The sequence below is a fragment of the Nocardioides sp. genome, from assembly GCF_035697785.1.
Classification (GTDB): domain Bacteria; phylum Actinomycetota; class Actinomycetes; order Propionibacteriales; family Nocardioidaceae; genus Nocardioides_B.
Map to the genome: position 1 here is coordinate 1 of NZ_DASSCL010000021.1, position 2,896 is coordinate 2,896.

The window sequence follows — 2,896 nt, forward strand, 5'->3', positions numbered from 1 at the left end:
GGCCGACCCGTCAGCGCGAGCGCTTCTTGCGGGGTCGCTGCTCGAGGTGGATCGGGGAGCCGACGAAGCCGAACTCCTCGCGCAACCGGCGCTCGATGAACCGGAGGTACCCGGCCTCGAGGACGCCCGAGGTGAAGAGCACGAACGTCGGCGGCTCGGTGGACGCCTGGGTGCCGAACAGCACCTTGGGCTGCTTCCCGCCGCGCACCGGGTGCGGGTGCTCGGCGACCAGGCGGCCGAGGAAGGAGTTGAGCGCCCCGGTGCCGATGCGGGTGCCCCAACCCTCGAGTGCGGCGTCCAACGCCGGCACCAGCTTGTCGACGTGCCAGCCGGTGCGGGCGGTGACGTTGACCCGCGGCGCCCACGGCACCCGGACCAGGTCGCGCTCGATCTCGCGGTCGAGGTAGTAGCGACGCTCCTCGTCGACGAGGTCCCACTTGTTGAACGCGATGACCAGCGCCCGGCCGGCCTCCGCGACGTTGGTGATGATCCGCAGGTCCTGCTCGGAGATGGGCTCCGACCCGTCGACCACCATCACGCACACCTCGGCACGCTCGACGGCGCCGGCGGTGCGGAGGCTCGCGTAGTACTCGTGACCGGAGGCCTCCTTGACCCGCTTGCGGATGCCGGCGGTGTCGATGAAGCGCCAGGTGCGGCCACCGAGCTGGACCAGCTCGTCGACCGGGTCGACGGTGGTGCCGGCGGCGTCGTCGACGACCGCCCGGTCCTCCTTGGCCAGCTTGTTGAGCAGCGAGGACTTGCCGACGTTGGGCTTCCCCACGATCGCCACCCGGCGCGGGCCGCCGACCGCGGCGTACCCCTCCGGCGGTGTTTCGGGCAGTGCCGCCAGGATCGCGTCGAGCATGTCGCCGGAGCCGCGGCCGTGCAGTGCGGAGACCGGGTATGGCTCGCCGAGGCCGAGGTTCCACAGCCCGTAGGCCTCCGCCTCGGCGCGTTGGTCGTCGACCTTGTTGGCGGCGAGCACCACCGGCTTGCCGGACTTGCGCAGCACCTTGACCACCGCCTCGTCGGCGTCGGTGATGCCCACGGTCGCGTCCACGACGAAGAGCACGGCGTCGGCGACGGAGACGGCGATCTCGGCCTGGGCTCGGATCGCCTGGGCGAGGCCGCGTCCGTCGGGGTCCCAGCCGCCGGTGTCGACGACGGTGAACGCTCGGCCGTTCCAGTTCGCGTCGTAGGAGATCCGGTCCCGCGTCACACCTGGGACGTCCTGCACGACGGCCTCCCGGCGGCCGATCATCCGGTTGACCAGGGTGGACTTGCCGACGTTGGGACGTCCGACGACCGCCAGCACGGGGGTGGGCCCGAGTGGTGCGTCGACGGGTGTGGCCGAGGCCTCGATGGGGCCGGGCTCGGTGGTCATGACTGTGTCCTTCGGGAGACTCCGCGGGCCTCGCGGACGTCCTTGTCGGTGATCTGGGGCAGCGGGCCGGGAAGCTCGCGTCCGGTCGTCGCCGTGGCCTCAACCAGATGCTCGACGAATCTGTTCCGCAGCTCGGCGGTGGTGCGGCGCACCTCCGCCTGGGTCCGGGGCCACGGCTGCGCCTCCCAGTACACCGGAGCGCCGTACACGAAGTCGAATCGGGCCCCCCTCGCGGGGACCGAGTCGACGTGTCCGCCGGGGTCACGAGTGCCGAACATCACCAGCGGTACGACGGGGGCGCCGGTGACGAGCGCGAGATAAGCGGCGCCCGTGTGCACGTGTCGCATCAGGCCTTCGCCACGGGTGCCCTCGGGGTAGATCGCCACCACGCCCCCGTCCCGCAGCACCCGCAGGCACGACTTGATCGCCGCCGGGTCGGCGTCGTACCGGGCCAGCGGGATCTGACCCACCGCCTTGAGGAAGGCGCCCGTGTGGCCGTCGAACATCTCCTTCTTGGTCAGCGCGTGCACCGGACGGGGCGCGAACCCGGCCAGCAACGGACCGTCGAGCAGGCCGATGTGGTTGGAGGCGATGATCGCGGGACCGGTCGCGGGCACGTGCTCGGCGCCGTGCACCCGGATGTCCCAGCGGCGGCGCAGCAGGGCACGACTCGGCGGACGCAGAGCGCGCAGCAGCCAGGTCGGCGGATGCTCCGCGTCGTAGGTGCGCGGGATGTCCCAGTGCGCGGCCGGGAGGGCGCCGGGCTCGCCCGCCGAGCCCTCCGCGGTCATGACTGCGAGAGAGCCTTCTCGACGAGGGCGACCACCTGGTCCACGACCTCCTCGAGGGTGAACGGGGTGGTGTCGATGTGGTGGGCGTCGTCGGCCATCGCCAGCGGAGCCGTCGCCCGGCCCGAGTCGATCGTGTCCCGCCGCAACAGGTCCTGCTGGGTCGCGTGGACGTCGGCGCCGACCATCTCCGCCGTACGACGGGTGGCCCGGGCCGAGGGGTCGGCGGTCAGGTACACCTTCACGTCGGCGTCCGGCGCGACCACCGTGCCGATGTCGCGGCCCTCGACGACGATGTCGCCGTCGCCGATGATGTCGCGCTGCTCGAGCAGCAGCCGGGCCCGCACCTCGGGGACGGCGCTCACGGCGCTCACGGCGGCGGTGACCTCCGGCGACCTGATCGGTCCGGCCACGTCGGTCTCTCCGACCGTGATCGTCGGGGCGTCCGGGTCGGTGCCGGACACGAGCACCGGGGCGTCCGCCTCGGCGGCCACCGCTCCGGGGTCGTCGACGTCGATGCCGCGCTCGAGCATCCACCAGGTCATCGCCCGGAACATCGCTCCGGTGTCGAGGTAACGCAGCCCCAGTCGGGCTGCCACGCCCCGCGAGGTGCTCGACTTCCCGGAGCCGGAGGTTCCGTCCATCGCGACCACGACACCCACTGCTGCTCCCGCCTCTCGCCTGCGATGACCCGGGGAATGCTACCGGTGGGTGGTCCAGCCCC

3 protein-coding genes are annotated in these 2,896 nt (G+C 72.3%); all 3 read right to left on the reverse strand.

The window, feature by feature from the left end; translation table 11 throughout:
• Positions 1-10: 10 nt before the first annotated feature.
• From der to cmk, 3 genes are read right to left on the reverse strand one after another with little or no spacing between them, the layout of a single operon-like run.
• Positions 11-1,384 carry a ribosome biogenesis GTPase Der gene (der, locus tag VFH10_RS02650; RefSeq protein ID WP_325125660.1) on the reverse strand — a complete coding sequence of 458 codons (1,374 nt, stop codon included), beginning with the start codon at positions 1,382-1,384 and terminating at the stop codon, positions 11-13.
• On the reverse strand, positions 1,381-2,175 hold the full coding sequence (locus VFH10_RS02655) for a lysophospholipid acyltransferase family protein (protein WP_325125662.1): 795 nt from the start codon (positions 2,173-2,175) through the stop codon (positions 1,381-1,383). The genes der and VFH10_RS02655 overlap by 4 nt, the downstream gene beginning before the upstream one ends.
• A complete protein-coding gene (gene cmk / locus VFH10_RS02660; RefSeq protein WP_325125664.1) occupies positions 2,172-2,816 on the reverse strand; it encodes a (d)CMP kinase in 645 nt (214 codons plus the stop codon). Before cmk ends, VFH10_RS02655 begins: the two co-directional genes overlap by 4 nt.
• Between the last annotated feature and the right edge of the window lie 80 nt (positions 2,817-2,896).